At 41.8% G+C, this 26,074-nt stretch carries 25 protein-coding genes and 2 pseudogenes; 16 read left to right on the top strand and 11 right to left on the bottom strand.

The window, feature by feature from the left end:
- The first annotated feature begins 12 nt into the window (after window positions 1-12).
- From lpdA to V7L01_RS31880, 4 genes are all read left to right on the top strand, one after another.
- On the top strand, window positions 13-1,437 hold the full coding sequence (lpdA, locus tag V7L01_RS31895) for a dihydrolipoyl dehydrogenase (protein WP_335042102.1): 1,425 nt from the start codon (window positions 13-15) through the stop codon (window positions 1,435-1,437).
- Between the two features lie 111 nt (window positions 1,438-1,548).
- The gene (gene trpC, locus V7L01_RS31890; protein WP_335042100.1) at window positions 1,549-2,439 is read left to right on the top strand and encodes an indole-3-glycerol phosphate synthase TrpC; all 891 of its coding nucleotides are present in this window, start codon (window positions 1,549-1,551) and stop codon (window positions 2,437-2,439) included.
- A gap of 239 nt (window positions 2,440-2,678) precedes the next feature.
- Window positions 2,679-2,930, top strand: a complete 252-nt coding sequence (locus V7L01_RS31885; RefSeq protein ID WP_100903113.1) for a DUF5340 domain-containing protein — start codon at window positions 2,679-2,681, stop codon at window positions 2,928-2,930.
- A gap of 491 nt (window positions 2,931-3,421) precedes the next feature.
- A complete protein-coding gene (locus V7L01_RS31880; protein ID WP_335042098.1) occupies window positions 3,422-4,090 on the top strand; it encodes a carbonic anhydrase in 669 nt (222 codons plus the stop codon).
- A 382-nt stretch (window positions 4,091-4,472) separates the two neighbouring features.
- Here the strand turns inward: V7L01_RS31880 and V7L01_RS31875 are convergent, their stop codons facing one another.
- Complete coding sequence (locus tag V7L01_RS31875; protein WP_335042095.1) at window positions 4,473-4,631, bottom strand: YqaE/Pmp3 family membrane protein; 159 nt, start codon at window positions 4,629-4,631, stop codon at window positions 4,473-4,475.
- A gap of 130 nt (window positions 4,632-4,761) precedes the next feature.
- On the bottom strand, window positions 4,762-5,109 hold the full coding sequence (locus V7L01_RS31870) for a translation initiation factor (protein WP_335042093.1): 348 nt from the start codon (window positions 5,107-5,109) through the stop codon (window positions 4,762-4,764).
- A gap of 237 nt (window positions 5,110-5,346) precedes the next feature.
- Here V7L01_RS31870 and trpB point away from each other — a divergent pair, with 237 nt between their 5' ends.
- The 4 genes from trpB to V7L01_RS31850 all read left to right on the top strand — a co-directional run bounded on the left by trpB (window position 5,347) and on the right by V7L01_RS31850 (window position 9,910).
- Window positions 5,347-6,582, top strand: a complete 1,236-nt coding sequence (gene trpB / locus V7L01_RS31865) for a tryptophan synthase subunit beta (RefSeq protein ID WP_335042091.1) — start codon at window positions 5,347-5,349, stop codon at window positions 6,580-6,582.
- Between the two features lie 1,185 nt (window positions 6,583-7,767).
- Entirely contained in the window at window positions 7,768-8,295 is a 528-nt protein-coding gene (locus V7L01_RS31860; protein ID WP_335042089.1) for a CAP domain-containing protein, read from the top strand.
- Window positions 8,296-8,642: 347 nt separating this feature from the next.
- The gene (locus V7L01_RS31855; protein WP_335042087.1) at window positions 8,643-9,191 is read left to right on the top strand and encodes a CAP domain-containing protein; all 549 of its coding nucleotides are present in this window, start codon (window positions 8,643-8,645) and stop codon (window positions 9,189-9,191) included.
- An 89-nt stretch (window positions 9,192-9,280) separates the two neighbouring features.
- Window positions 9,281-9,910, top strand: coding sequence for a ribonuclease H-like domain-containing protein (locus V7L01_RS31850; protein WP_335042085.1), 630 nt, complete (start codon window positions 9,281-9,283; stop codon window positions 9,908-9,910).
- A gap of 547 nt (window positions 9,911-10,457) precedes the next feature.
- Here V7L01_RS31850 and V7L01_RS31845 read toward each other — a convergent pair.
- The 3 genes and pseudogenes from V7L01_RS31845 to V7L01_RS31840 all read right to left on the bottom strand — a co-directional run.
- A pseudogene (locus V7L01_RS31845) lies at window positions 10,458-10,904 on the bottom strand (rhodanese-like domain-containing protein); the annotation flags it as partial.
- A gap of 368 nt (window positions 10,905-11,272) precedes the next feature.
- A pseudogene (locus V7L01_RS35535) lies at window positions 11,273-11,428 on the bottom strand (NACHT C-terminal helical domain 2-containing protein); the annotation flags it as partial.
- A 22-nt stretch (window positions 11,429-11,450) separates the two neighbouring features.
- Entirely contained in the window at window positions 11,451-11,618 is a 168-nt protein-coding gene (locus tag V7L01_RS31840) for a hypothetical protein (protein ID WP_335042084.1), read from the bottom strand.
- Window positions 11,619-12,161: 543 nt separating this feature from the next.
- Here V7L01_RS31840 and V7L01_RS31835 point away from each other — a divergent pair.
- Entirely contained in the window at window positions 12,162-12,881 is a 720-nt protein-coding gene (locus V7L01_RS31835) for a response regulator transcription factor (protein WP_335042263.1), read from the top strand.
- 171 nt (window positions 12,882-13,052) lie between these two features.
- On the opposite strand, the gene V7L01_RS31830 is transcribed toward V7L01_RS31835, so the two are convergent.
- The 3 genes from V7L01_RS31830 to pdxA are packed head-to-tail and all read right to left on the bottom strand — an operon-like array spanning window position 13,053 to window position 14,808.
- The gene (locus V7L01_RS31830; protein ID WP_335042082.1) at window positions 13,053-13,349 is read right to left on the bottom strand and encodes a helix-turn-helix domain-containing transcriptional regulator; all 297 of its coding nucleotides are present in this window, start codon (window positions 13,347-13,349) and stop codon (window positions 13,053-13,055) included.
- Window positions 13,342-13,680, bottom strand: a complete 339-nt coding sequence (locus V7L01_RS31825; protein ID WP_335042080.1) for a type II toxin-antitoxin system RelE/ParE family toxin — start codon at window positions 13,678-13,680, stop codon at window positions 13,342-13,344. Before V7L01_RS31825 ends, V7L01_RS31830 begins: the two co-directional genes overlap by 8 nt.
- A gap of 39 nt (window positions 13,681-13,719) precedes the next feature.
- Complete coding sequence (pdxA, locus tag V7L01_RS31820; protein WP_335042078.1) at window positions 13,720-14,808, bottom strand: 4-hydroxythreonine-4-phosphate dehydrogenase PdxA; 1,089 nt, start codon at window positions 14,806-14,808, stop codon at window positions 13,720-13,722.
- 178 nt (window positions 14,809-14,986) lie between these two features.
- Between pdxA and petM the strand changes: the two genes are divergently transcribed.
- The gene (gene petM / locus V7L01_RS31815) at window positions 14,987-15,091 is read left to right on the top strand and encodes a cytochrome b6-f complex subunit PetM (protein WP_109009093.1); all 105 of its coding nucleotides are present in this window, start codon (window positions 14,987-14,989) and stop codon (window positions 15,089-15,091) included.
- On the opposite strand, the gene V7L01_RS31810 is transcribed toward petM, so the two are convergent.
- Window positions 15,062-15,217 (bottom strand): hypothetical protein, encoded by a 156-nt coding sequence (locus V7L01_RS31810; protein WP_335042273.1) that lies wholly within the window; start codon window positions 15,215-15,217, stop codon window positions 15,062-15,064. The two genes, petM and V7L01_RS31810, sit on opposite strands and share 30 nt — an antisense overlap.
- 165 nt (window positions 15,218-15,382) lie before the next feature.
- On the opposite strand from V7L01_RS31810, the gene V7L01_RS31805 reads away from it, so the two are divergent.
- From V7L01_RS31805 to V7L01_RS31785, 5 genes are all read left to right on the top strand, one after another.
- Entirely contained in the window at window positions 15,383-16,384 is a 1,002-nt protein-coding gene (locus V7L01_RS31805) for an SDR family oxidoreductase (RefSeq protein WP_335042075.1), read from the top strand.
- 273 nt (window positions 16,385-16,657) lie between these two features.
- On the top strand, window positions 16,658-17,575 hold the full coding sequence (locus tag V7L01_RS31800) for an NAD(+) kinase (protein ID WP_335042073.1): 918 nt from the start codon (window positions 16,658-16,660) through the stop codon (window positions 17,573-17,575).
- A 296-nt stretch (window positions 17,576-17,871) separates the two neighbouring features.
- Window positions 17,872-18,558, top strand: coding sequence for a response regulator transcription factor NblR (gene nblR, locus V7L01_RS31795; RefSeq protein WP_229488708.1), 687 nt, complete (start codon window positions 17,872-17,874; stop codon window positions 18,556-18,558).
- A 164-nt stretch (window positions 18,559-18,722) separates the two neighbouring features.
- Window positions 18,723-19,229, top strand: a complete 507-nt coding sequence (locus V7L01_RS31790) for a DUF192 domain-containing protein (RefSeq protein ID WP_335042261.1) — start codon at window positions 18,723-18,725, stop codon at window positions 19,227-19,229.
- Window positions 19,230-19,740: 511 nt separating this feature from the next.
- Entirely contained in the window at window positions 19,741-19,968 is a 228-nt protein-coding gene (locus V7L01_RS31785) for a DUF2949 domain-containing protein (protein WP_292719964.1), read from the top strand.
- A 300-nt stretch (window positions 19,969-20,268) separates the two neighbouring features.
- Here the strand turns inward: V7L01_RS31785 and V7L01_RS31780 are convergent, their stop codons facing one another.
- Entirely contained in the window at window positions 20,269-21,423 is a 1,155-nt protein-coding gene (locus tag V7L01_RS31780) for a pyridoxal-phosphate-dependent aminotransferase family protein (RefSeq protein WP_335042070.1), read from the bottom strand.
- A gap of 1,369 nt (window positions 21,424-22,792) precedes the next feature.
- Window positions 22,793-25,414 carry a leucine--tRNA ligase gene (gene leuS, locus V7L01_RS31775; protein ID WP_335042068.1) on the bottom strand — a complete coding sequence of 874 codons (2,622 nt, stop codon included), beginning with the start codon at window positions 25,412-25,414 and terminating at the stop codon, window positions 22,793-22,795.
- A 190-nt stretch (window positions 25,415-25,604) separates the two neighbouring features.
- Between leuS and V7L01_RS31770 the strand changes: the two genes are divergently transcribed.
- Window positions 25,605-26,060, top strand: a complete 456-nt coding sequence (locus tag V7L01_RS31770) for a gamma-glutamylcyclotransferase family protein (RefSeq protein ID WP_335042066.1) — start codon at window positions 25,605-25,607, stop codon at window positions 26,058-26,060.
- The last annotated feature ends 14 nt before the right edge of the window (window positions 26,061-26,074 follow it).

The following is a 26,074-nucleotide window of genomic DNA, read 5'->3' as shown; positions in this document are numbered from 1 at the left end:
GGGGAAACTAACGTGAGTCAAGGATTTGATTACGATTTAGTAATTATCGGCGCTGGTGTAGGCGGACATGGCGCAGCCTTACACGCCGTAAGTTGCGGTCTGAAAACAGCGATTATTGAAGCTGCTGATATGGGAGGAACCTGTGTTAATCGGGGCTGTATTCCTTCAAAGGCGCTGCTGGCAGCATCTGGACGTGTGCGGGAGTTACGTAATGCCCACCACCTGAAGTCACTAGGAATTCAAATTGGTAGCGTAGAATTCGATCGCCAAGCGATCGCCAATCATGCTGGTAATCTCGTCTCGAAAATTCAAGGGGACTTAACCAACAGCCTCAAACGTTTAAAAGTCGATATCATCACGGGTTGGGGAAAAATTGCTGGGCCACAAAAAGTGTCTGTCACCGGCGATGGTGGTGAAAAAACCATCACAGCCAAAGACATCATTCTTTCGCCCGGTTCAATTCCTTTTGTACCTCCAGGGATTGAAGTAGACGGCAAAACTGTCTTTACCAGCGACCAAGGTGTCAAGTTGGAGTCGCTACCAGATTGGGTGGCGATTATTGGCAGTGGTTACATCGGCTTGGAATTTTCTGATATTTACTCAGCTTTAGGTTGTGAAATCACCTTGATTGAAGCCCTAGATCAGTTAATGCCAGGATTTGACCGCGATATTGCCAAACTTGCCGAACGGGTGCTGATTACTCCCCGCGATATTGAAACCAAAGTAGGGATATACGCCAAAAAAGTTACCCCTGGTTCGCCAGTGGTGATTGAGTTAGCAGATTTCAAAACCAAAGAAGATGTCGATGTCATCGAAGTAGATGCTTGCTTGGTGGCTACAGGACGCATCCCGGCGACCAAAAATCTCGGTTTAGAGTCTGTGGGCATAGAACTCGATCGGCGGAATTTTATCCCAGTTGACGATCGCATGGCAGTGCTATCAGCAGGTGAAGTAGTGCCGCATTTGTGGGCAATTGGCGACGCTAATGGGAAGATGATGTTGGCACATGCTGCTTCTGCTCAAGGCATCATCGCGGTAGAAAATATAGTTGGGAGGGAAAGAATAGTAGACTATCGCAGCATTCCCGCAGCGGCGTTTACCCATCCTGAAGTTAGCTATGTGGGCTTAACGGAAACAGCAGCTAAGGAGTTGGGACAAACCGAAGGATTTGAAATCGCTGCAAGTCGGAGTTACTTCAAAGGGAATTCCAAAGCGCTGGCAGAAAACGAAGCCGACGGTATTGCTAAGGTGATATATCGCAAAGACACCGGAGAAGTCTTGGGCGTCCACATTTTTGGACTGCACGCCTCAGACTTAATTCATGAAGCGTCAGCTGCGATCGCAAACCGTCAATCCGTCCAAAGCCTCGCTCATCTAGTTCACGCCCACCCGACACTTTCGGAAGTGCTGGACGAAGCTTACAAACGAGCCATTTAGTCATTTGTCCTCTGTCATTTGTCCTTTGCTAATAAACAAGGACAAATGACCAATGACTAATGACCAATGACTAATGACTAATGACCAATGACCAATGACCAATGACTAATTATGCAAATCCGTCGCCGTTCGCCTAACCCAGCTATTGATGTATCGATATTGCGTTATCAGGCTGTCGTGCCTGATGCAGCGCCAAAACATATCTTGGAGGAAATTGTCTGGCAGAAAGAAGTAGAATATGACCAAATGCGGGAGAAAGTTCCTTTGCAAGAATTACGGAAGCGGGTACTGACTGCGCCGCCAACCCGTGATTTTGTCGGTGCCTTGCGCCAAGGTAAGACCAAGCCAGCACTGATTGCAGAAGTTAAAAAAGCTTCACCGAGCAAAGGCGTTTTACGAGAAGATTTTGACCCAGTAGCGATCGCCCTATCTTATCAGCAAGGTGGCGCTAGTTGTCTTTCTGTGCTGACGGATGTCAAGTTCTTTCAAGGTAGTTTTGACAACTTAGCAAAGGTTCGGGCTGCCGTAGATTTGCCCGTACTGTGCAAAGAGTTTGTCGTTTATGCTTACCAGATATATTTGGCACGGGTTCAGGGTGCAGATGCGATTTTGTTGATTGCGGCTATCCTGAGCGATCAAGATTTGAAATACTTCCTTAAAATTGCTAACAATCTGAAAATGGCAACCTTGATTGAAGTCCATAGTTTGGCAGAACTTGACCGTGTGTTAGCCTTAGATGGGGTCTCCTTAGTAGGAATCAATAATCGCAATTTGGAAGATTTCTCTGTTGACCTGCAAACTACTTGCCAACTTTTAGCTGCAAGGGGTAGCCAATTGCAGGAGAAAAACATCCTTGTTGTCAGTGAGTCAGGACTACACAACCCAGATGATTTGAGTTTGGTGCTTACAGCAGGTGCATCCGCTGTACTCATTGGAGAATCTTTGGTAAAACAACCAGATCCCGGTGCTGCGATCGCTCGTATATTACCGAGAAATTTCTGAAAGAAACATCTCCCCTGTGCTAAGAAGCGCAGGGCAACTGCATAAATAGTTGAGCAATTGGGCACACTATGCATAGACATGCAGCAATTTGCTGTTAAGTATCATCAATATCTTTGCCAAATCTTCATTGCTAATCAAATCAAAGCCATAAGCAACTAGTTATTTATTATGTAACAATTCATTAATAAGAGACATCTGACTAATACAAAATCCCAAATATGAAATCAAAATTGAACTTCATGGAGCAAATTCCTCTACCTTCTCCTATTCACTACGAACTTATACTTCAACTTTTAGAAAGACAAACCATGTTAGCTGTAAATGATAATCCAGATTTACGGCATCAGGTAAATCAACTAATTATTACTCTGCGTAAAGCTGCCGTACAGCAAAAACGCCTAGAAGAAATTTGCGAGTTTTCCTCTATGACTGTCGATCACCGTTGGTCAATCAACCATCATCACGATAATAAAGTTGTTGCCCCCGATTGAAGCTGATAACTTAATATTTCAACCTCAAATTTGGTTTCTTTATTAAGTTAGCTTCCCAAAATCAGAAAGTGTCTCTGTGTCTTAAAGAGGCCAGTACTCAAACCTTCCATTACACTTGCTTGGCTCCAATGTACAGTTTGGGGTGTAATTTAAAAGGATTTACATAGATTTTTGGGACGTAAATTTTTCTACTTTGCAAAAATAGCTAGAAATGCTAAATGATAATTTTCAACAGGCAGTATCAACGCTCAGTTTTTAGTTAATATAAATAAATTTAACTTTATTTAGCTAGTTCTCCCAAGTTATACATAGTTGTTCTTCTCTAACTACTAACTTAGCTTTTTACAATTTATACAATAATTCTATTGATGCTGTAGAAAAAAATTGTGATCTTTATAAAATTTGAGCTTCTAAAAAAGTTCATCTTGATATAGAGGAAACTGTAGATAAGCTAAAATATTGATGAGATTCTCTCTCGCATTTGACGCAAGATGAAATATAACAGCATCGATGAACTCCTCAGAAATAATCAGGCTTGGGTTGCCGAAAAACTAGCTCTAGACCCAAGTTACTTTGAAGTATTATCTAGTGGGCAAACACCACCTTTTCTATACATTGGGTGTTCTGATAGTCGTCTGGCATTAACAAAGTTTACCCGTACAGAACCAGGAGAGTTATTTGTACATCGTAATATTGCCAATCAAGTTTCTCTGACCGATATTAACTTTTTAGCCATTTTAGAGTACGCAATTTTACATCTTAAAGTAGAACATATTATCGTTTGCGGTCACTACGATTGTGGAGGAATTAAGACGGCTTTAGAAGGAAGAACTATTGGAATACTTGATAACTGGGTAAATCCAATTCGGGAACTGTATTTACAGAAACAAGAAGAGATTGATGCCTTGCCAACAAGAGAAGAACGTCTGAATCGTTTGGCGGAAATTAATGTTGTGGCGCAAGTAAAAAATCTTTACCAAACTTCCATCATGCGTCAGGCACTCTATGAGCGAAAAGCGCCTATGGTTCATGGCTGGGTACTAGATATACGCACTGGGTTGATCAAAGATTTGAACGTTTCAACTGTGCAATGGCAATTGCACATCTGCCCCTTGCTTCTAGAGTTTAGACTCTACGCCATGTTAAAAAATGAGAGTTAATTCGGTAATTACTACCGCGCTAAAATCTACATTGGAGACGTGAAAATTCATGTCTTTACGTTTTTTATTTTAAAAAATTATAAAATATTTTAGATTTTTGTCCAATTAAACTTACAAATTATGATGCTGCATTATAGCTTTGGCGCACCGTTACAGATTAGATCGCGATAGTGCTTAATTAAGTAACGCACCCTAAAAATTGGATATTTTTTTGCTTGGAAGTCTCTAATTGATTCTGAGTAATGAATTGTTATTGAATAATTTGCAGACATCCAATTCATAACTTTTTCTATAGAGGCAATTCATCAAATTGCCTCTACGCAAATATTACTCAGAATCAGTAACGCCGAGATTGGTACACTCAACCTACCCCTACAAAGAATTATTTCTTAGCAATTATCCACACTGCATGAATAATTCCAGGAATGTAACCAAAAAGCGTCAAAAGTATATTAATCCAAAAGTCTACACCAAAACCTACTTGCAAAAAAACTCCCAATGGCGGCACGAAAATGGCACACAGAAGACGAACTAAATCCATTTGAACCTCCTGTTAATCTCAAAAAAGACAGCTTGTCGGCGAAGTGATTCACCAGCATTCAAGCATATTTGTACCTCTCAAAGATAACATTGCCAGTCTCAATCTAAGATGCGGTAAACCGCACTCAAGATTAGCCACCGCTGATTTTAGCTTTGTAACCTAGCTTGGTCAAAATCTCGACAATTTTCTGCTTGTGTTCGCCCTGAATTTCAATTTCGTTGTCTTTAATTGTCCCACCTGTCCCACACTGGCTTTTCAACTGCTTCACCAAATCAGCCAAGGTTTCTGGTTTGGCTTGAAAACCGCTAATCACTGTCACGGTTTTCCCTTTGCGTCCTTTGCGAGAAGCTTGTACTTTAAGATTTTGTTGTTGTGGAGGCAGTTCTGGAATTGGTCTTTCTGTCGCGGCGGAGTTGTCGTTGCCAAATTCGCGGTAGACAAAACTTTTGTCAGAAGATTTGGGATTGGAAGAAGACATAAAATGAATGTTTAAGACAAATTTCAAAGGCAGTGGAAACTTCTACGCAACCATTCTGCTGCAATATCATATTTCTAGGCTAACATCATAAATCCATTGCCAGGGATTGAAAGTAATTGGACATGAAGCACTGGGCATTGGACATTGAGTATCAACGAATAATTTAGTTCCCAGTCCCCAGATATACCCCAGATTTTTCTATAATAATTAAGTCATTCCCGTCATCAAAATCAGCCTGTGACTACCACTCCCCTATCTCCAAGTTCAACTGCTCAGGTTCCCGATACGCAAGGTCGCTTTGGACGCTTTGGCGGTAAGTATGTACCTGAAACGCTGATGCCTGCTCTTACCGAACTAGAAACAGCTTATCAGCAATACCGCAATGACCCTGGTTTTCAAGCAGAACTACAGCAGTTGTTACGGGACTATGTAGGACGTGCCACACCATTGTATTTCGCTGAACGCCTGACTGCTCATTATGCCCGACCCGATCGCACGGGGCCACAAATTTACTTAAAACGTGAAGATTTAAATCATACTGGCGCTCACAAAATTAATAATGCCCTTGGTCAGGTATTGTTAGCGAAACGCATGGGTAAGCAGCGGATTATTGCCGAAACCGGTGCTGGACAACACGGAGTTGCCACAGCTACAGTTTGCGCTCGTTTTGGACTGGAATGCATAATCTACATGGGCGTTCATGACATGGAACGCCAAGCTTTGAATGTGTTCAGAATGCGGTTGATGGGGGCAGAAGTGCGTCCGGTGGAAGCAGGGACGGGAACCCTCAAGGATGCTACTTCTGAGGCAATTCGCGATTGGGTGACAAATGTGGAAACGACTCATTACATCCTGGGTTCGGTAGCAGGGCCCCATCCTTACCCGATGATGGTACGTGATTTCCATGCAGTAATCGGCCAAGAAACTCGCGCCCAAGCAATCGAAAAATGGGGTGTATTGCCTGATATTCTCTTGGCTTGCGTGGGTGGTGGTTCCAATGCTATGGGACTATTCTATGAGTTTATTAATGAGCCTTCTATCCGGTTTATTGGGGTTGAGGCAGCAGGAGAAGGTGTCAATACCGAAAAACACGCAGCAACCTTGACAAAAGGACGAATTGGTGTATTGCACGGAGCAATGAGCTATCTCCTGCAAGATGAGGATGGGCAAATCATTGAGGCACACTCAATTAGTGCAGGTTTAGATTATCCCGGTGTTGGCCCAGAACATAGCTATATGAAGGATACTGGTCGCGCCGAATACTATAGTGTGACGGATGCAGAAGCTTTGGCGGCATTCCAGCGATTGTCGAAATTGGAAGGGATTATCCCGGCATTGGAAACAGCCCATGCGATCGCCTACCTCGAAACCCTATGTCCCCAACTAACCGATAGTCCCCGGATTGTAATTAACTGCTCTGGACGCGGCGATAAGGATGTACAAACAGTAGCCAAGTTCTTAAATGATGCGTAAATATGCATAAAATCTTTGGGGAAAAGCAATACACAGACCAACAATTCCAACAGTGAACTGGGTACTTTAACCCTCGACCAAAATTTTGAAATATATACTTTTGAAGTTCGCATGACTAGAAGTCACGCAATTCCTGCTTCAACGATCTCTGCCTAAATTACTTCAGGACTTCCAAGTTCTTGACACGCGTTAATAGCCGCCGGGATACCTACGGCGGCTATAATCTTAATCCCTCGCTCAAAATATTTAGACTTGCGTTTAGGGACTTGCAAAAAATAAATTATCCCAAATTATTTATAGATTTGTAGGGGCGCAAGGCCTTGTGCCCCTACGACGGGATATTTTTTGAACTGAAATTATAGTTACTGCAACTGGGGCAAAACCATTGACGCAACTTTAAATCTTTGGCTAGTGGGTTAGTAGACGTAGGTTGGGTTGCGCTCCGCTCCACCCAACCTACAATTTTTTTGCAACATTTTAGCCTTGCCACGCCAGTAGGGTGTGTTAGGCGCATATATTTGAGCTAATTTGTCACGAAAAACACGATCAAAGCGCCTAACGCACCGCCAGAGAACATGGTGCGTTAGGCTCAAGCCGTAATGCACCTTACTTAATATTTACTTTAAATCATTTGACTTAGTGGTTTTTCGCATTTTGCTGCATGAAATTCCCCCGTTAACCGATGGCGTGCAGAATATATTGCACGGCTATTGCGCGTGGTACAGCAAGAGTTAGAAACCTTTAACCAAGGCTAGTTGAAATCACGCAAATATTTTGCTGAAGATATCCGTGCAATTTATATCCTACATTCTGCACCTTCAACTTACACAAGCGGTTTTTACTGCTTTTTAGACATCAACAAAGCTATGGAATATACCTAAAAACAGTAATATACCTGAATTCTTAGGATGGATAAGCATAACTTAGAACTATAAAAATCAAAATAGCCTAGTAATTACACTATATAGTAGCCTAAGTACATTATGTAAATTAGCTCGACATACATACTAATGGTAGAAGACAATTATCTCTTAAACAGCATGATTCCTTCGTAAAATCGTGTATTTAAACGATTACTGGTAGCTATTGAACAAAAAAGGGCATAAATTTAGATATATAAGCCTATAAGCAATTTGTCACATTGATATTAGTTGGTTAGATTGTCTAAAAGTTTACTACCAGCAAATGATTAAATCAATAATTTACAGCGTTGCTTTAGGCACTATTGTTCTCGGTAGTGGAGCGATCGCTACTCCCGTAACAAATCCAACTTTTACAGCAAAATCTTCACATGTATTAAGTGATACTGTTTATATGGCAGCATCTAGCATCGATACAGCTGCTCAAGAACAGTCGGTTTTCAACCAAATTAATAACTACAGAGCTTCCCAAGGGCTAGCAAAGTTGACTCGTAATTCTGCCATCGATAATCAAGCCAGGATTCACAGTCAGAATATGGCTAACGGTACAGTTCCCTTTGGACATACAGGATTTTCAGAACGTGTTAGAGCGATCGGTATTTCCTACAGAGGAGCTGCTGAAAATGTCGCTTACAACCAGGGATATAGCGATCCTGCGACGAAAGCTGTTCAAGGCTGGCTCAAAAGTCCAGGGCATCTTGCCAATATCAGAGGTAATTATGATAAGACGGGGATTGGTGTCGTCAAGAATAGTAGAGGCGAAATCTACTTTACACAAATTTTCCTTCGCTGATAGATTTGGTAAATTTAAGTTTTCTTCTCAAATTCCCAAGACTTCAGCCTGCTACCAAAGCTTTTACTAGATGTTGAATAATGTAGTTTCAATGACATTTGTTTATTGAAAACTACATTATTTTTTTAGTAATTGATGAAAATCTTAAATTCTCAGCCAAAATAACCGTGATTTTATGAAGCTGACCTATTCAAGTATTGACAATTGTTCAGATTGTTTATACTTCCGATCCAACGATATAGCCAGATTGCCAAAATTCATCAATCCTTAATAGTATCGTGCTATGTATCGTCGGAACAATAGGATAGAGTAGAAGTCTTATATCTCTACACATTACGCAATTCTCCATGTTCCGACAAACTGCTTTTGGCATCGCTTTAAGTGCGCTTGTCCTTGCTAGTGGATTAACGACTGTTCCGATACCAAATCATCCTTCTACAAATACATCCACCCGTAATAAGCTGTTGTCGCTTTTTTCCAGTCAGGTTGCTATATCGACTCCTACTTTTAAAACTACGGAGTTAGAAAAATCAGTTTTTGACCAAATTAATCGATATCGGGCTTCTAAAGGGCTGCCAAAGTTGACCCTAAATGCAAATATTACTCGACAGGCAAGAATTCATAGTCAAAATATGGCTAAAGGTAAAACCCCATTTAGCCATCAGGGATTTGAACGGCGAGTCAAAGCTATCCCTCTACGCTACAACAGTGCGGCGGAAAATGTTGCTTTCAACCGGGGATATAGCAGCCCTGTAGACGAAGCTGTTACTGGTTGGATCAACAGTCCCGGACATTTAAAGAACCTTAAAGGAAATTACAACCTGACTGGAATTGGCGTTGCTACTAATAATCAAGGCGAAGTTTACCTGACACAGCTTTTCTTTCGCACTAGGTAGATTTAATTTCTGATTGTTTTGCACAATAATAATGTAGTGTCTGACAAGACTTTTATCTGTTGGACACTACAATTATTTTTGAACAATTCATGACATTACAAGATTTTCAGGTGAGCGATCGCGATCTCAGTGACGCAGCCCTTGAACAGTATTTAGAATCTACAGCGATCGCAGTTGATACAGAAACGATGGGATTATTGCCGCAACGCGATCGCTTGTGTCTTGTCCAACTGTGCAACCCTGAAGGGAAAGTGGCTGTAATCCGCATAGCTAAAGGACAAGCTGAGGCTCCAAACTTAAAAAAACTCTTGGAAGCGGCGAATGTTGTAAAAGTGTTTCACTTTGCTCGCTTTGACCTTGCGACTTTGCGAGCCAATCTGGGGATTCAGGTTCGGCCTGTTTTTTGCACCAAAATTGCCAGTAAGTTAGCGCGTACTTACACAAATCGCCACGGACTCAAAGATGTGGTGCAAGAGTTAGAACAAGTGGAACTAGATAAAAGCTCTCAAAGTTCTGATTGGGGTAACGCCACTAGTTTATCTGAAGCTCAACTGAGTTATGCTGCCAATGATGTGCGCTACTTACTTAGCGTGCAGCAGAAGCTAATACAAATGCTCAAACGAGAAGAACGTTGGGAAATTGCTCAAGAATGTTTTGAATTTCTACCAACAATAGTTTCCTTAGATTTATTGCAATTTAAAGATTTGTTTGAACATTGAGCGAACAGTCAACCTGCCTTAAAAATAGGGAACAGGTTACAGGGGATAGGGAAAATTTTTTCATTCTTCCTTGTAAGCGCCCCTCATCAAGTCTCTTGCAAAAGTTATTTATCTGGAGAGCAAATATTGCAAGAGACAATATTCTGTCTTTTGACTGCTGAATTGTGACTTTTTTGTTCGCAATAAATCGAGATTAGACCTCTTGGAAAATTTCCTAACACCCCATCCCTAAACTCTCCTCTTTGGTTGCGAGGAGAGAATTAGACGTAAGTCAAAGGTAGAGTGGGGTTCTTATTCTTGATTTATGCAAGAGGTCTATTCGCTAATTTTCTAAGTTATTTTTGCCTAAGAGCCAAGATTGGAATTATTCAGTGTCTTTAGATTCACTAATTCCTTCTTTGAGGTTACTGGCTCCCTCTTGAATGTTTTCTTTGAGGTTACTGGCTCCCTCTTGAATGTTTTCTTTGAGGTTACTGGCTCCCTCTTGAATGTTTTCTTTGAGGTCACTAGCTCCTTTTTTAATGGCTTCCGTCGCGCTAGGGCCTCCCTTTGGCTGATTTTCTTGATGATTTTTTAGCCGATCTACTACATTGTAGTCATCTGCACCTGGGGGAGTTTTTGATTCAACAATGCCTTCTGTTGGCCCACCGATAGCCTTCCATGCCGCAAGACCACCTTTGAGTTGGGAGACATGCTCAAATCCATTAGAACGCAGTTGTTGTGCGGCTTGGGCAGTTTCTTCTTCATTAGCACCGTAAACGTAAATATCACGGCTCTTATCCAAAGAAGGTACTGCACGCTCTACCAATTGATCTATGGGCATCGGCATTGCTCCCATGATGTGACCTTCGTTAAAGGTGTTGCGATCGCGCACATCAAGTATTGTAAAAGCTGGTTCGCCCCATTCTAGACGAGACTTCAGCGTATGAACATCAGATTGCGCTTCTATTGGTGGCTGTGGGGGAATGATACCGCCTACTATGTTGTTAACCATAATTTATTCCTAACTGACGTAATTGCAATTTAACGGACTAAGCATATTTAATTGCTCTTTCTCTGGGATGAATATCCTGAAAATCTCTCCTAAGATAGAGTTAGTAATTAAAATATTTTCTACCAATTAATCCATTGCAAATACTGTCAACTTAGACTATAAGTAACTCAGGTTTTTGTATTAACTTATATAAATACATTTTAAGTTTATATATAAAATATTGAATATTCAGACAGATTATAAATAAATTTAAATTTATTAAATTCCCTAGCTAATTAATTAAAAAATAGTCTAAAAATTAAAAATATTCAGAGATTAGTACAGGAATTGCGTACCTTTTCAATATCTGCGATCGCAATAATGTCTCTTCAATTTCTTGCAGCACTATTGAGGCAATCTACCAGCAATTTATTGACATCGTAATATTGCTGAAGCAATTCTTTTTGCTGTTAGTTGAACTGCCAGTCGTAACCAATATTGCGATATTTAATCAGCGTAGCTCTTAACTGTTTACTCCAGGTTTTACCCTTAGCTTGCTACCAGCCCCTAAATTTCTCTGGATTGCTGTCTATATTTTGGTAAAAATTTGGAATCTGGTTGACGTGTAATGTTTAAACCCGTTGCTAATTTATGCTGACTCCAAGTTTTGTCTGTTAAAGCTGTTTTTGCTGCCTTAATGCCTTCTGGCGATGCTCTCAGTCCTTGGCCTATCATAGTCTCAGGCTGAAAATTGTAGTATAGTATATGCTTAAGAGGGTAGCTACATGTAAATGCACGCTGAGTAAATTTTCGTAGACCCTCTTCAATAGGACATACCTGTTAGCTAGAGTACACTTGGATAAGTAGGAGTTTAGAATTTAGATTGGCTTATAGCTTAGTTTGTAAGTCTTTATAGATACCTAATCGATCGGGGAGTGTTGTTCCTTCCAAAATTTTAGTAATTGCCGGGCGTTTGGTGTTTCTCTCTACTATTTGCGGTTATAAAGATGGTCTTCGATTACACTTATATTAAGTATAAAAGTTCCAACCTACACAACATAAATTCAAAAATATACAAAATTCGTACAATACTTATACATTCGATAAGCATTAAGATGGCTGAAGTTTTCATAAACTTCATAGAAAATTAATTATTGTGTACAAGTACTACAGTGGCGATCGGACTCAGCAGAGACGCGCGTGAATACACTCTCAACACAAACACGTAAAGCAAAACTGGCGCAACAGCGAATCGCCCAATCTACTATAGGCAACATTATGGTTATGGTTACCGCTACTACTCCCAAAATTATGATCGTCGATGACGACTTCGGCGTGAGAAATCTCGTCTATCGTTTTTTAAGTCGCAAATATCAAATAGAGTCGGCAGCAGATGGTAAGACTGCTTTATCGTTGTTTGAGCAATTTAACCCAGCTTTAGTAATTCTGGATTGGAATTTGCCAGATGCTAATGGTTATAACCTCTGTCAAGAAATGCAAAGTCGCACTAATGTTTTAGTGCTGATACTGACTAGTAGGACTGACGAGGCTGATAAAATTAAAATCTTAAGCGCAGGTGCTGATGATTTCATGACTAAACCATTTAGTCTTGCAGAAGTTGAAGTTAGAGTAGAAGCTCTTTTGAGGCGGATACGCTACATCAACCCCTCCCCAACACAGCGTATCGTTTTCAAGCAGCTAGCAATTAACCCAGAGGGTCGGGAGGTAACACTTAACGATAAACCTCTCGCCTTAACAGCGCTGGAATTTAATATCTTACATTTTTTGGCAAGTCATCCTAATCAGGCTTGGAGTCGCCCACAGTTAATCCAAAAAATCTGGGGTTGCGACTACGTAGGAGATGGCCGGGTGGTTGATGTGCATATTGGTCAGCTTCGCAAGAAGATGGAAGTCGATGCCAGCATACCGGAGTTTATTAAAACTGTGCGCGGCTATGGTTACAAGTTTGAAGCACCTGACGAAAATACTAATTCCTGAGCTTTCCGATTTCAGGAGTACTTCATAAAAAAATGACTCATCTGAGTCAGCATTAGTCTTATTGCTTACTTAAAATATAGAGTGATAACTTCGAGAGGGAATTTATAAATTGTAAAAATAAATTGGGAAGGTATAAGACTGAGCGATTTCAACTGTCCTTAAAAAATCACCTCATACTGACTTCACTGTTACTGCTAGCTGTAATCCCAATGCATCCAGTAATTTCCTCAGACAATAAAATTCAATTTCTCCTTGCTCAGATAACATCAAGTCAAGTTGCTCATAGCATTGCTTAACTGGCGCTGGAAACCGATCAATTCCACCCTGTGCCTTAATCACATTTTTGAGTGCTTTTCCTAACATTTTAGGATCGCCCTCTTCTAGAACTACTTCGATATAAGATGCTGCTTCTAATGGATCTTGGAGATGTTTAACTAGTCCTTCGTGATAGCTTACACTTCTAGGCATTATCTCTACTCCTATAGTCTTTCCAATATTCCTGAGCTTTATCAACATCTTGTTTCTGAGTGCTTTTATCTCCACCACATAAAAGAATAATAATTGTTATCCCTTCTTCTCCAAAGTATATGCGGTAGCCTGGCCCATAGTCGATTCTCAATTCAAAAACACCTTCTCCAACTGACTTACAATCACCTAAATTACCATCTTCAACTCGGTCAAGTCTGGCTCTTATTTTAGCTTTTGCTCTTCTATCTCGCAGAGAATCAAGCCACTCATCAAAAATATTTTTTCCATCTACTGTCAGATAATTCCTAATTTCTCTTGGTTGGACTTCCATGATTCTTTCGACAAGTCTAGTTATAAATCATGAAATAATTCATAGTTTTCTCGCCGCCAATCTTTGACTAACCAACTCAGCCGCTAAATGTATCGCTGCTTTCATACTCGTAGCATCAGCAATTCCCTTACCTGCAATATCAAACGCTGTTCCATGATCCGGTGAAGTCCGAACAAAAGGAAGGCCAATAGAAGTATTAACTGCCCGATCGAACGCCATCAATTTCACAGGAATTAAACCTTGGTCGTGGTAAAGTGCCAAGTAACCATCAGCTGGATTTTGTACTAAAGAATTTCCATACCAAGCTTGACCAGGTTTAACCCACATCGTATCTGGCGGTATTGGCCCATCTAGCTGTAATTGTGGTCTTTTTTGCCGCTCTTGCTCCAACCAGGGAATTAGCCAATCCTGTTCTTCATGTCCAAGTTGTCCCTGTTCGCCACTATGCGGATTTAAACCTGCGATCGCAATTCTCCCTCTATCTATACCAAAATCTTTCTCCAAACACTCCACCAGCAAATCCAGTTTTTGTGTCAACAACTGCGGTGTCAATGTATCGGCTACTTGACGTAGGGGAATATGCGTGGTGGCAAGTAAAGCACGCAGTGTCCAACCAGTATGGGGCGATCGCGCCACAAATAACATCCCAAAACGGTCAACACCTGACTTTTGCGCCAAAAGTTCCGTTTGCCCTGGATAATTATACCCTGCGGCTTTCCAAGCAGATTTAGCGATCGGCCCTGTGACAATACCATCAAATTTACCAGCGAGTGTTTGAGCGATCGCATATTCCATATACGCAAAACTCGCAGCACCACTTGCTGTATTACCTTTTCCTGGGATAATTTCACCAATTTCCGCACCCAACAGCACATCACTAACTGACAACTCGTCTGGATTTGCCACAGGTGCTAAATTACCAGTTAAATTCAGATTGCGATAAGTCTGTGCCAGCAAATCCCGGCTACCCACCACTGTAACGTTATATTTTTTAATAATTTCCGGCTCTGCTAAAGCTTTCAAAATCACCTCCGGCCCAATTCCCGCCGGATCTCCCAGCGTCATCGCCAAACGCGGACGATTTTCTTCACCAAAATTTACTAAATTAGCTTGATTATTTTGATACATAAATTTTCTTCATAATTATGCTCATCAAATCCTTCATCTCCCTCACCCCCCTCCACAGTAGGGATTGCCTGCTAAACTAGTTTAAAATTATTTACACAGGTCTAATCCTACAGCAACTATTGAAAAGCTTCTGGTAGACCTAGTTTACACACCACTTTGCATAAGGAGAATCACACCAATGGGCGGCGAAATTTTGAATGCAGCTCTATTGTCTTTCGGTTTAATCTTCGTAGGCTGGGGCTTAGGCGCGTTGTTACTGAAAATTCAGGGCGGCGAAGAATAATTGAGCGCTGTTAGCAGTAGCGGGGCGTTGAGCCAGTGCTGAGTTAAGAGTTATTATTCTCCTCATTCGCCACTGCCCACTCCCTTTTTCATCGAAAAGTTCTGAACGCCCCAAGCGATCGCTCATACTTTTCGTTGATTGGGAAAAAAGCTTGTCCGTTAGCCGGACAGCTATTTTCCCATAAGTCTATCTAAATAAATAGATTTTCTGAGAAAAGATGTAAAGTTTTGTTTGCATAGGTTATTCTGATAACATTCTTTTCATAAAACATTAAAATTTATTACAACCCTCATGACATTATTAATCGTCGGTGCCACTGGCACCTTAGGAAGACAAGTGGCTCGTCGTGCTATCGATGAGGGATATAAAGTACGCTGTCTTGTTCGCAGCAGCAAAAAAGCAGCTTTTCTTAAAGAATGGGGTGCGGAACTCGTACCAGGAAATTTACGTTACCCAGATACCTTAGCGGAAGCTTTAGTTGGTGTAACCCAAGTTATTGATGCCTCAACATCTCGCCCGACAGATTCACTAAGTATCAAACAAGTGGACTGGGAGGGCAAAGTAGCATTGATTCAAGCTGCGAAAGCAGCAGGTGTAGAGCGTTTTATCTTCTTTTCGATTTTAGATGCTGATAAATACCCAGAAGTGCCGCTAATGGAAATTAAGCGGTGTACAGAACTCTTCTTGGCTGAGTCAGGCTTGAATTACACCATCTTGCGGCTAGCTGGGTTTATGCAAGGGTTAATTAGTCAGTACGGAATTCCGATTTTGGAAGCACAGCCCGTTTGGGTAACAGGTAATTCTTCTCCCATCGCCTATATGGACACTCAGGATATTGCTAAATTTGCTATCCGAGCACTGAGTGTACCAGAAACAGAAAACCAAGCTTTCCCTGTAGTAGGTACTCGTGCATGGAGTGCAGAGGAAATCATCAACCTGTGCGAACGCTTATCTGGAAAAGACGCCAGAGTAACGCGGATGCCAATCAGCTTACTGCGTGCCGTGCGGGGCATAATGCGATTTTTTCAGTGGGGATGGAACGTAGCGGACAGGCTAGCGTTTACAGAAGTATTGGCTAGTGGTAAACAGTTGGATGCTTCAATGGATGAAGTATACGCAGTCTTTGGTTTAGATCGGCAACAAACCACAACGCTAGAAAGCTATCTACAAGAGTACTTCAGCCGAATAATGAAAAAGCTCAAAGAGTTAGACTACGAGAAAAATAAAACCAAAAAGCAGAAATCATCTAAAAAAACTCCTTTTAAACAATCTTCAAAAGTCAATAGTCAATAGTCATTACAAAACAGATATTAGTCATTCTGACTTTTCCCGGGGTCTAGAAAACCTCTTCCTTGCAGGAGAAAGGCTTTAAATTCTCCCCCTTCTTTACTAGGTAAGATGGCTGGGGGGTTAAGTTTGGGGTTAGCTTTTCCACATGAGGTGAAATGTCAGATTAGTCATTAAACTCTAGACTCTGGATATTTGACTCTAGATTAATGACTACATGGTCAAAAATGTGTAAGGATTACATAATACAGAGCATCGCCTAAATTTGGATATTTGAGTGTGCCGAAAGCAGGCATTATCTACAATGACGTTAAACCGATAGCGGGTCGTGTCGCTATCGAGTTGAAAGACAAGCTAACCGCTGCCGGTTGGGATGTGTCTATGACATCGAGTATCGGTGGGATACTGGGCTACTCTAACCCGGAGAGTCCTGTGTGCCACACCCCCATTGACGGTCTGACACCCCCTGGTTTTGACTCAGATATGGAGTTTGCAGTGGTATTAGGGGGAGACGGCACTGTTTTAGCAGCGTCTCGTCAAGTCGCCCCCTGTGGTATTCCATTGCTAACAGTGAATACCGGCCATATGGGATTTTTGACAGAAACTTTCCTGAATCAATTACCCCAAGCACTAGAACAGTTGATGGCGGGTGAGTATGAAATAGAAGAACGAGCTATGCTCACCGTCAAAGTGTTTCGGGGAGATTCAGTCCTGTGGGAAGCCCTCTGCCTGAATGAAATGGTTCTGCATCGAGAACCTTTGACCTCTATGTGCCATTTTGAAATTGCCATAGGGCGTCATGCGCCAGTAGATATTGCAGCGGATGGTGTAATTGTTTCTACGCCTACTGGTTCTACAGCTTACTCATTGAGTGCTGGTGGGCCAGTGGTGACTCCTGGCGTACCTGTTTTACAGCTAGTACCCATTTGTCCCCATTCCCTAGCTTCTAGAGCATTAGTATTTCCAGATACTGAATCGGTCAACATTTACCCAGTCAACATTCCTCGCTTGGTTATGGTGGTAGATGGCAATGGGGGGTGCTATATACTACCAGAAGATCGGGTATATATGGAGCGATCGCAATATAGTGCCCGATTTATCCGCCTGCAACCGCCTGAATTTTTCCGAATTTTGCGAGAAAAATTAGGTTGGGGTTTGCCACATATCGCTAAACCAACTTCGGTAGAATTGCCGTAGTTATTGGGCATTGGGCATTGCTTCTTTCTCCCTTTTATCTCCCCGTGCCCTATGCCCTGTTTCCAGTTTGGTGATTTCCTTCCAGAATTACTGGTGTAGGGATGGTATTTGGAGTTAGTTATTAAGATTGCATCGGAGAATTAGATGGCTGACACCTGAACGTGCTAAAAGATTCTTAGCAGCGTGTCAAATCAGGATTGCTCCATCATTAAAAACTCGTAACTGCACTTTATAACTGATGTAAAGATTTTCTCTGGAATATCTTTACAATCCCCAATCCAATATCCCAAATTCTTATGACAGTTGCTCAAAGTCCCTGTGTTTTGGTGATTGAAACCGATGAGAGCCTAGCAAATCAGCTTTCTTGCGATTTGCAAGAAGCTGGCTATGAATCAATTTTGGCTCATGATGCGACCAGTGGTTTACAACACTGTCGCGATCGCCAACCTGCTTTAATTGTTTTAGACCGGATGTTAGCAGGAGAATCAGGACTCTCTTTGTGCAAAAATCTGAGAAGCACCGGTATGCGATCGCCTGTGTTGATTTTAATGGCAAGGGATACAGTCGACGATCGTGTAGCTTGTCTAGAAGCTGGAGCGGATGATTACATCCTCAAGCCTTACCGCTCAGAAGACTTTTTGAAGCTGATTCGCCTCTACTTAAAACCCGATGTGGATACCACAGAGCAGTTGCGCTTTGGGGATTTAATTTTAGACATAGCAACTCGCCGTGCGATACATAGCGGACGGGCAATTGACTTAACAATGAAGGAATTTGAACTATTAAAATTCTTAATGGAACATCCCCGTGAGGTGTTAACCCGCGAACAAATTTTAGAAAATGTTTGGGGTTATGACTTTCTGGGTGAGTCGAATGTAATTGAAGTGTACATCCGTTACTTGCGGTTAAAAATCGAAGATGAAGGTCAAAAGCGCCTCATTCAAACAGTGCGAGGCGTTGGTTACGTTTTAAGAGAATCCTAGTACACTGTGGCGTCAGTTTGCCTATTTTTAACAAGGGAATTTTGCCCCAAGTCTTGTTAATCGAGGTTGAAAACGCCTCTGGATTACGGGACGAATAAAAGCCGTGGGCTTTTTAGCTTAAATTCTGTAAAATTGAAATCTAAATTACAAAATCGAAAATAATGATGACTCGCTGGCTAAGTTTGTTCTCGATGTTGCTGAGTATTTTATTGTTAGGCTGTTCTGTGCCAACAACAGCTAAACCTCCCAGCCTCACCTCTGGTTCTCAAACTCCAGCAACACAGAATTTAGGTCAAACACTACCAATTACTGCTAAAGCTATTGTTCCTAATGGCACAACGATTCAATTAGAAGTAGCGCAGACGCCACAACAGCAAGCGAAGGGGTTGATGTATCGGCCAGCGTTGCCAGATAACCGGGGGATGCTGTTTGGCTTCCCTTCAGCACAACCAGTTAGTTTCTGGATGAAGAATGTACCTGTGCCTTTGGATATGGTATTTCTACATAAAGGCATAGTTAAATATATACAGGCTGCTGCACCTCCTTGTGCAAGTGAACCTTGTCCTACCTATGGCCCCAATACACCAATCGATAAGGTGATTGAACTTCGCTCTGGAAGAGCCGCCGAATTGAAGTTGAAAGTGGGCGATATTGTCAAAATCGAGTATTGAGACTTCGGTGCTTTGCAGGGATAAAGATTTGGGTAGTTGCTCTGTTCAGAGCCAAGACGATCAAAATTTATGTTTTTTCTGTAAAAAATGTCACTTTATGTGGTAAAACAGTCATCTGTAACGCTACTATTTAAAAACTGTGGTAATAATGTAAAAATTCTACTGTCCTCCAACCTAAAATCGCGGTCTTAAGATTTGGTTGCAAAAATACTCCCTTGGGTGTAAGTGTAAATAGTCGCCAATAAGAGAGTATAGGCTATGGAATCTTTGTTACTACATGTGTAATTAAACAAAGCACAAAAGTAAACAAAATGAGCCAATCTAACTAACTAAAAATACTGCTTGAGAATCGAGCAGATGATTTGTACGAAAATTTCTATTTCTCAGACCCTTAATGAGAAGCTTCCCTTGAAGGCAGATCGAAAAAACTGTGTTGGGGTGTATAGCCGATAACGGCACCGTGACAGATAAAATACTGGCTACTGGCTACCAAGCAATGGTGAACTGATATATGACAATACATTCTGCACAAGGAGGTGAGATACAAATGTCACCATCAAAATATTCTCGACTGATTAATTTTTTGCAAGAAGATTTAGCAATTTCCACAGCATCGCTGGCGGTGGCGCTTCGGCATCGGGAGCAAGATCCAGGCCCTTTGGCAATGATTCTTTGGCAGTATGGGCTGATTACTCTAGAGCAGTTAGAACAAATTTATGATTGGTTGGAGACGGCATAGCTAAGAAATTCAAAATTCAAAATGTTCGCGTAGCGTCTCGTAGAGAAGAAAAGCAATCGTGCTAGCCTCTTAGCTATTGATTCGATGCGAATTAATAGAATTAGCTTATGACTAGCTGATTCAGGAGAATGTAGGCGTGTCACATCCACTCTACCTTATGCAAAGGTTGATATATAAGGAATTTATCTTTGGCGGTTTCTACTCATATATACATAAATCAAGAGAGCGAGTTGATAATTTAACTCGCTCTCTTGATTTAGTGCTGAGTAAAAATCATACTCATCACTTATGACTCGGTACTCAGGACTGACTAAACACTCTAACTGCTGCCGCTATACCAGATCCAGGGGTAAAGTCTTCGTAGCCAAGTTCTCTGAGAGTAACTTCTAAGGATGCTATACAGCTAAGAATATCGCGATCGCTCACAAAACCCAAGTGACCAATACGGAAAATTTTGTTACTCAAATGGTCTTGACCGCCTGCTAGGGCAATATCAAAGCGTTTTTTCATCAATGAACGAATCTTATCGGGTTCAATTCCCTGCGGTGCTACAGCCGTAATCGCCGGACTGGCGGAACTATCTGCTGCAAGCAAGGGTAAATTTAACCCTTGAATAGCGGCGCGAGTAGCATTCTTGAGCCGTTCGTGTCGAGCAAATATTGATTCCAACCCTTCTTCTTTCATGATTCGCAACGTGGTGTGCAGCGCGACGATCAAGTTCACAGGCGGGGTAAATGGAGTTGTATTTTTGGCTGTGGCTTTACGATATTTGCCTAAGTCCAAATAATATTTCGGTAGCTTCGCAGTTTTGTAAGCTTCCCAAGCTTTGGGGCTGACAGAGACAAAACCCAATCCCGGCGGAATCATATAACCTTTTTGGGAACCGGAGGCGACTATATCCAAACCCCAAGCATCCACAGGAAGATTGAACGCACCCAAGCTGGTGACGGCATCAACGATAATTAAAGCTTCACCGTGTTCTTTGACGTGGCGATTGATGGTTTCTAGATCGTTCAACACACCCGTCGAGGTTTCGCTGTGGGTAATAATTACGGCTTTAATTTGCTTTTGAGTATCTGCTTGGAGTTTTTCGGCAAATACTGCGGGGTCTAAGGGTTTTCCCCATTCCACCTTAACTTCTTCTACATTCAAACCGTAGGCTTGACCAACTTCTACCCAGCGTTCGCCAAATTTACCATTAGAGCCAACTAAAATGCGATCGCCTGGAGAGAGAAAATTAATTATTCCAGCTTCTACAGCACCCGTACCACTGACATTCAGTGTCAGCACATCACTTTGAGTTTGGTGCAGCCACTTGAGGTTTTCCGTCACCTCTGCCAATATGTTGCTAAATTCACTAGTACGGTGCCCAATCGGATGCTTGGCTAATGCCAGTAAGGCAGCTTCTGGCACCGGGGTTGGGCCTGGAATCATTAGCATCAGCTTATCGTTCATGTGTCTATCCTAAAAGTCAAATAAAAGTCAAAATTGTGTGAAGTTCGTTCAGTCTGGTAGCAGATTCTAGATATTCATTTAGAAATTACACTTAGTTTGTTACCAGTCTTGTTGTATATTTTCCGAATCCATAGGAAAAGTAGAGTGGGGTTAATCATCGGTCAGCTTGACCTTTGCAATTTATATAAGACTCCAACTCAGATGAAATCTCTGTTCCAGGCAATCTTACCACACACCTAGACGCTGGGTTAAGGCGTCTGCTCGTAGGGGAGTGGCTATTTTAGCCAAGGGGAAAGCGTCCATCTAGACTCTCACAATTTTAGGCACAGGTATGATGAATTCTTAAATCTTACCCATAATCCACCTCTGTTGTTTTTATAGAAACACGCGAAATCGTTTTCAATACCGCGGAAATCATTGGTGAAAAAGCTGTGTTTTGCTTCAATCAAGGAAGTAACCACCTACACTATGCGGAAGACTTGGATGTTACCGTTTGTTAAGAGATAGAAGATACCTAACCCAAACTTTTCAATCTGCTTGGGTCGATAATTTGTTCTCAAGTTGCCATCTCTAAAGAATACCTTTATCCATTGAGGAGGTGATGATTTATTTCAGTCTAAATCGCTTCTATCTCCATATCCAAACCATCTTTCACTTACATTAAAGAGGATTTTCTACTGAGGGTTTACAGTGAATTTTCGCCAAATTTGAGATATTTATGCTACTAGTTACTGCACCGAAGAGAAACTGCACTAAGAGGTAGGCGATCCTTAATAGACCATCATTTTTTATACTATACTTACAAAATTGCTACAATCGTGCTTAGTCTTGTTAGTTACCATTCATGGTGAGTCGTTTTTAACTAGTGTCAGTTCATAAACTGTCACTCATCAGATCCCCGGTATTCTTGCAAAAGAGATATTCTTAGTTAGTGCAAGGAGTGATACCATTTCACCACATGTTTGTCATAAGTTATCCCCGCAATGCTCCCTCCCAAGGGAGTGTTGCAGATTTCAAATTTTGCAGCAAACAAGTGAGCTGGTATAAGCTTTTACGAAAAAGTGCTTGAGTGAGCAAAACTCTCAAGCACTTTTTCGTGTATAAATAAAATAGTTTTACTCTCTGGACGATAATACATATGTTTTTAAATACACATATACCAGAGAAGGAAACTACTGTTACATTATTTCTTGAAACACATACTTGATGGCCTTAGCATCCGTGCCGTAATAAATACGAGCCTGTATGAATATTAAAAAATTTGTAGTTCTTTGGATAACCCGCTTTTAAGCAGCTGGCGTAGTCTAGAGGGAATCAACGTTCAGGTTTTCAGTGCGTCATTCCTGACTGTGTTCTCTTCCCTCTACTACTAGCTAACTACAAAATTCACCAGCTTCCCAGGCACTACAATTACCTTTTTGATCTCTTTACCTTCGATGTAACGCTGGGCAATTTCTGATTCACGGGCGTATTTCTCCAACGCTGCTTTATCTGCTTGTGCTGGTACTTGAATTGCGCCGCGAGTTTTACCCATAACTTGAATCACTAAAGTGATTTCATCGGCTACCAAAGCAACAGGGTCAAATGACGGCCAAGTTTGAGTGTGAACAAAATTACTTTCACCCAATAAATGCCACAATTCATCAGCAATGTGTGGTGCAAAGGGTGCTAGTAATACCACCAAAGTCCGAATACCTTCTGCATAAATTGGTGAATTTTTGTCGCTGGCATCGGTTAAGGCATTACTCAACTTCATCAATTCTGAAATAGCTGTGTTGAATTGATATTCGTCTTCCACGTCTTCTGTCACCGCTTGAATAGCCGTGTGAATTGCCCGCCGCAATTCCTTTTCTGCCTTAGTTAAATCAGCGAGTTGGGCTTTTTTACGAGATACCCCAGCCGCAACATAATCTGTCACCAAACGCCAAACCCGATTTAAAAAGCGGGATTGTCCTTCCACATCGGCTTCATCCCATTCCAGGTCTTTTTCTGGCGGCGCTTTGAACAAGATGAACATCCGCGCTGTATCTACACCGTATTTGGCAATTACATCTTCTGGGGCTACACCATTACCCTTTGATTTAGACATGGTGGCATAAACGAGTTGCAGTGCTTCACCTGTCTTAGGATCTCGTGGATCGTTTGGATTAACCAGATTAAAGGGAACCCACTTATCTTTACCAGCCTTATTGGGATTTGTGTAAGTTAAACCCTGTACCATACCTTGAGTTAACAGGCGTTGGAAGGGTTCATCAAAGTTCAGTAACCCTCTGTCCCGCAGTACCTTAGTAAAGAACCGCGAATACAACAAATGTAAAATCGCGTGTTCAATCCCACCCACGTACTGATCGACTGGCATCCAATCGTTAATTTTACTGGAATCGAAAACCTGTTGTTCATTCTTAGCGTCAGGGAAGCGCAAGTAATACCACGAGGAATCAATAAAAGTATCCATCGTGTCGGTTTCCCGCTTTGCTGGAGTGCCACAAGTCGGACAAGCCACATTTACCCAACTTTCCAACTGAGTCAAAGGCGAACCGCCACGTCCAGTAAATTCCACTTCTTCTGGCAACTGTACTGGCAAATCTTTATCGGGAACTGGCACTATCCCACAATTAGGACAGTGAATTACAGGTATCGGTGCGCCCCAGTAACGCTGCCGCGAAATCAACCAATCCCGCAAGCGATACTGCACCCGCACTTTACCAAAACCTTGTTTTTCGGCGTATTCAATTATTGCTTGTTTAGCATCAGTGGAAGTCATACCAGTAAAAAGCCCAGAATTAATTAAAATTCCTGGTTCGGTGTACGCCTGGTTATATTCAATTTGGATGAGTTGTGTAACTTCATCTATCTCTGATGTTGGAGTTAAGTCAAAACCTGCAACATCATCTGGGGAAACAATGACAAAATCAATCGGCAAATCGTAATTTTTGGCAAACTTAAAATCCCGGACATCGTGTGCTGGTACACCCATCACTGCTCCAGTACCATACTCATACAGTACATAGTCAGCAATCCAAATCGGCACTTCTTCCCCTGTAAACGGGTTAATTGCCTTACCACCTGTGGGGATACCCCGCTTAGGTTTGTCTTCAGCGGTACGTTCCAACTCACTTTGATTGGAAACCTCTTTAATAAAGCTTTCTACTGCTGCTTGTTGTTCTTTTGTGGTGACGCGCTTTGTTAAGGGATGCTCTGGTGCTAATACCAGATAGCTGACACCATAAACGGTATCTGGGCGTGTGGTGTACACGCCGATTTTTTCATCTATCCCAACGATGGGAAATTCTAAGTAAGCACCTGTAGATTTGCCAATCCAGTTTGCCTGCATCGACTTGACGCGTTCCGGCCAACCTGTCAATTTATGCAAGTCGTTGAGTAATTCTTCAGCGTAGTCAGTAATCTTAAAAAACCATTGCCGCAACAATTTGCGCTCAACTATTGCCCCACTGCGCCAAGAGCGTCCTTCGTTATCAACTTGCTCGTTTGCCAGTACAGTTTGATCGATAGGGTCCCAGTTCACCGCTGCTTCTTTTTGGTAAGCTAACCCCGCTTGCAAAAACTGCAAGAAAATCCATTGTGTCCACTTGTAATAGTCTGGCGAACAGGTAGCAAGTTCGCATTCCCAATCAATGGATAAACCAAGACGCTGTAATTGTTGCCGCATCTGGGCAATATTTTGATAAGTCCACCTTGCTGGTGGTACACCACGATCAATGGCGGCATTTTCTGCCGGTAAGCCAAAGGCATCCCAACCCATTGGGTGTATTACCCGATACCCTTGCATTCGCTTGAGGCGGGCAATTACGTCGGTAATAGTATAATTACGGACGTGACCCATGTGTAGGCTGCCCGATGGATAAGGGAACATGGAAAGAGCGTAGAATTTTGGCTTGTTACTAGCTGTAGGTGTTTTATCTAAGCCAAGTTCTACCCATGTTTTTTGCCATTTTTCCTCAATCGCTGCTGGGTTATATCGGGAATCCACCAAAAATTCTCCTACTGGGTCTACTTACTATGTCAACCTACCTATGTCAACATAGCAGGTTAATCTAAATATTGTAGGTCAACTACTCACAGATTTATATATAAGCAATAAGTGCAATTGAGCATCAGACTGATTATGCCCAAACTTCGAACCTTTCAGGTATAGCAAGAGTTATTTGATGAAGGTTTAAATGGTTGAATCAAATAAAAAATTTTCTGATTTAGTGCGGGTTTTTGTCTACGGCACGCTCAAACCAGGTGAAGCTAACTATAAAAGATACTGTGCTGGCAAAGTAGTTGATGTCAAATTAGCTTTTGTACAAGGTAAATTGTTTTCTCTGCCAATGGGGTACCCAGTAATGACGCTAGGCGATAGCCAAGTTCGCGGATATTTACTCTCTTTTGCCAACTCAAGGATTTTAAATGAGCTAGATGTGCTGGAAAATTACCAATCCACCAGGCAAACACCAGAAAACCTCTATAACCGACAAATTATCGAGGTTTATGAGCCACAGTCGCTCTCTCTGGGTTGGGCTTGGGTTTATTTAATGACTCTAGAGCGAGTTGAGCAATTAGGAGGCTGCCTCCAACCTGACGGCTGGTGGAGCGGCTGTGGTTTAACCGCAAAGTACAGTTACGATCTGTGAACTCTTAACTTTGC

Source organism: Nostoc sp. (assembly GCF_036917095.1).
GTDB lineage: Bacteria > Cyanobacteriota > Cyanobacteriia > Cyanobacteriales > Nostocaceae > Nostoc.
The sequence above is the reverse complement of the archived record's forward strand: the minus strand, read 5'-3'. Positions and strand labels throughout refer to the sequence as shown.

Excerpts from the sequence above, each read along its gene's own strand:
- V7L01_RS31840 (WP_335042084.1), bottom strand. The coding sequence starts at position 11,618 with ATGATAGGCCAAGGACTGAGAGCATCGCCAGAAGGCATTAAGGCAGCA.
- V7L01_RS31855 (WP_335042087.1), top strand. The coding sequence starts at position 8,643 with ATGTTCCGACAAACTGCTTTTGGCATCGCTTTAAGTGCGCTTGTCCTT.
- V7L01_RS31785 (WP_292719964.1), top strand. The coding sequence starts at position 19,741 with ATGACAATACATTCTGCACAAGGAGGTGAGATACAAATGTCACCATCA.
- V7L01_RS31830 (WP_335042082.1), bottom strand. The coding sequence starts at position 13,349 with ATGCCTAGAAGTGTAAGCTATCACGAAGGACTAGTTAAACATCTCCAA.
- V7L01_RS31835 (WP_335042263.1), top strand. The coding sequence starts at position 12,162 with ATGGTTATGGTTACCGCTACTACTCCCAAAATTATGATCGTCGATGAC.
- nblR (WP_229488708.1), top strand. The coding sequence starts at position 17,872 with ATGACAGTTGCTCAAAGTCCCTGTGTTTTGGTGATTGAAACCGATGAG.
- V7L01_RS31790 (WP_335042261.1), top strand. The coding sequence starts at position 18,723 with ATGACTCGCTGGCTAAGTTTGTTCTCGATGTTGCTGAGTATTTTATTG.
- petM (WP_109009093.1), top strand. The coding sequence starts at position 14,987 with ATGGGCGGCGAAATTTTGAATGCAGCTCTATTGTCTTTCGGTTTAATC.
- trpC (WP_335042100.1), top strand. The coding sequence starts at position 1,549 with ATGCAAATCCGTCGCCGTTCGCCTAACCCAGCTATTGATGTATCGATA.
- V7L01_RS31860 (WP_335042089.1), top strand. The coding sequence starts at position 7,768 with ATGATTAAATCAATAATTTACAGCGTTGCTTTAGGCACTATTGTTCTC.
- V7L01_RS31825 (WP_335042080.1), bottom strand. The coding sequence starts at position 13,680 with ATGGAAGTCCAACCAAGAGAAATTAGGAATTATCTGACAGTAGATGGA.
- V7L01_RS31870 (WP_335042093.1), bottom strand. The coding sequence starts at position 5,109 with ATGTCTTCTTCCAATCCCAAATCTTCTGACAAAAGTTTTGTCTACCGC.
- pdxA (WP_335042078.1), bottom strand. The coding sequence starts at position 14,808 with ATGTATCAAAATAATCAAGCTAATTTAGTAAATTTTGGTGAAGAAAAT.
- V7L01_RS31850 (WP_335042085.1), top strand. The coding sequence starts at position 9,281 with ATGACATTACAAGATTTTCAGGTGAGCGATCGCGATCTCAGTGACGCA.
- V7L01_RS31875 (WP_335042095.1), bottom strand. The coding sequence starts at position 4,631 with ATGGATTTAGTTCGTCTTCTGTGTGCCATTTTCGTGCCGCCATTGGGA.
- V7L01_RS31810 (WP_335042273.1), bottom strand. The coding sequence starts at position 15,217 with ATGAGCGATCGCTTGGGGCGTTCAGAACTTTTCGATGAAAAAGGGAGT.
- V7L01_RS31880 (WP_335042098.1), top strand. The coding sequence starts at position 3,422 with ATGAAATATAACAGCATCGATGAACTCCTCAGAAATAATCAGGCTTGG.
- V7L01_RS31805 (WP_335042075.1), top strand. The coding sequence starts at position 15,383 with ATGACATTATTAATCGTCGGTGCCACTGGCACCTTAGGAAGACAAGTG.
- V7L01_RS31780 (WP_335042070.1), bottom strand. The coding sequence starts at position 21,423 with ATGAACGATAAGCTGATGCTAATGATTCCAGGCCCAACCCCGGTGCCA.
- V7L01_RS31885 (WP_100903113.1), top strand. The coding sequence starts at position 2,679 with ATGGAGCAAATTCCTCTACCTTCTCCTATTCACTACGAACTTATACTT.
- V7L01_RS31770 (WP_335042066.1), top strand. The coding sequence starts at position 25,605 with ATGGTTGAATCAAATAAAAAATTTTCTGATTTAGTGCGGGTTTTTGTC.